Source organism: Mesorhizobium sp. P2_E10, assembly GCF_056404235.1.
Window position 1 is genome coordinate 1 of record NZ_JBFUEK010000047.1, and the last position, 1,525, is coordinate 1,525.

Here is a 1,525-nt window from a genome sequence, read left to right on the forward strand (position 1 = left end):
GTGCGAGCATGCGGCAGCGTCGAGATCACTGACTTCCGACTGGCGACATCGCGCCCGCGCCGGGTACACGAGCGACTTCCGTTCATCACGTCGCCCCAGCGGCTACCCTGTCAACTAGACAACCAGACGGGATCGCTTCTGCGCGTCGGGCGGATCGCGGCTGATAGCCGCGCATCCGCTTGGCGCGCAGCAGCTCGAGGAAAAGGGCGACGGCTTCGCCCTCGCTATCAAAGGAGTGCTGTACCGTGCGGCCGGTGGTTCCGATCCGGCCCCAACGCCGGACCAGGCAGGTCTGGCCGAACAGGGTCTCCTCGATCGACAGCGCATAGAAGCGCGCCATGTTCCGATCCGCGTCGCGGCGTTCGATACAGAGGCGATAGAGCTGCGCGATCATTGCAGACAGAATCGCGCAGCCGGACGCGCGCGTCCAATGAATGGTTTGAATCAGCAGACGCGGATCGATTCGCTCTGGTGATGGATGGAACCGAACGTCAGTCGTTCAACAGCGTCTTTGATGGCCCTTCCCGGAGAGATGTAGCCAATCCACGTTGGCCCGTATCGTGCGCGGTCGGTCGTACGATCGACGCTGATGGACGCGTCTGGCTACTTCGGCTGCCGGGCAAGGAATTCCGTTATCAGACCCTGAACCACCTCCTGCATGGTTGTCCTGTTGCGCGCGCAATGGACCTGCAGCTCGATCATCTGCGAGACCGGAATGCGCGTGTGCAGCCGGGCTGTCCCGCCGTCTGCCTTTGGCCTTTCAATCTTCGCTTTCGCCTCTCTGGCAGACAGGGTTCTCGTCTGCTGCTCCAGGTTGTCCGTTTCGCTGATGCTGGATTCCACTATGGCAGCCATGTTGCGCGAGAACGGATCATCCGAACGGGCACGCGGTTTCAAGGCGGGCAGCGGCAACTGGTTTGCGGTCCGATCGCTTTTCTCGTTCATGGCGTGGTGGCTCCGTTCAGTTTGCGGATGATCTCGGCAGTCAGGGCATTCGTCTGGTCGCGAGCGTCCTCGACGGCCTTGTTCACAGGCTGCACTTCGTAAAGCGTTCCGGCGGTTGCGATCGAGGCGAAGGTCGGCCGTTGCGACAGAAAGGTCTCAAGCACGCTGGCGTCGGCCTGCCGCAGCAGCTGGATCGCTGTGCGGAAGGCCATGGTGTTGTGCTCGATCCCCGAAACCATGTTGAGCATCACCGCGTAGGGAATCTCGCGGTGGCGCCCTCCAAGTGAGCGGATGTGCCGGATCAGACCGAGGCATTGCTTGACATCGAAGACGTGCGCTTTCGTCGGAATCAGCACGAAGTCGGCGTTGGCGACGGCCGGGCCGAGTGCGGCCACGGCCGTGCCCTGCACATCCACCAGCAGCAGGTCCTCGGCGTCGGATTGCGCCAGGCGATCGATCAGTTCGTCGGTCGAGCCGATGGGGATGACGTCGATGTTTGAAAGCGCGTACCCGGCGCGGCGACTGTTTTTGCTCCACTCCACCGCGGACAGTTGCGGATCGGTGTCGAGCACCGTCACCC

Annotated in this window: 3 protein-coding genes; all 3 read right to left on the reverse strand. The window is 62.6% G+C overall.

Going from position 1 to position 1,525, the window contains the following annotated elements:
- Positions 1–85: 85 nt before the first annotated feature.
- A complete protein-coding gene (locus AC1D0N_RS31825; protein ID WP_477250579.1) occupies positions 86–394 on the reverse strand; it encodes a WGR domain-containing protein in 309 nt (102 codons plus the stop codon).
- Positions 395–603: 209 nt separating this feature from the next.
- The gene (locus AC1D0N_RS31830) at positions 604–945 is read right to left on the reverse strand and encodes a hypothetical protein (RefSeq protein ID WP_056567600.1); all 342 of its coding nucleotides are present in this window, start codon (positions 943–945) and stop codon (positions 604–606) included.
- Positions 942–1,525: ParA family protein (locus AC1D0N_RS31835; RefSeq protein ID WP_477250580.1), on the reverse strand; the 584-nt coding region annotated here is incomplete at its 5' end. The genes AC1D0N_RS31835 and AC1D0N_RS31830, both read right to left, overlap by 4 nt.

What these genes read in the sequence shown, in the direction of transcription:
- AC1D0N_RS31825 (WP_477250579.1), bottom strand. Translation starts at nt 394, where the DNA reads ATGATCGCGCAGCTCTATCGCCTCTGTATCGAACGCCGCGACGCGGAT.
- AC1D0N_RS31830 (WP_056567600.1), bottom strand. Translation starts at nt 945, where the DNA reads ATGAACGAGAAAAGCGATCGGACCGCAAACCAGTTGCCGCTGCCCGCC.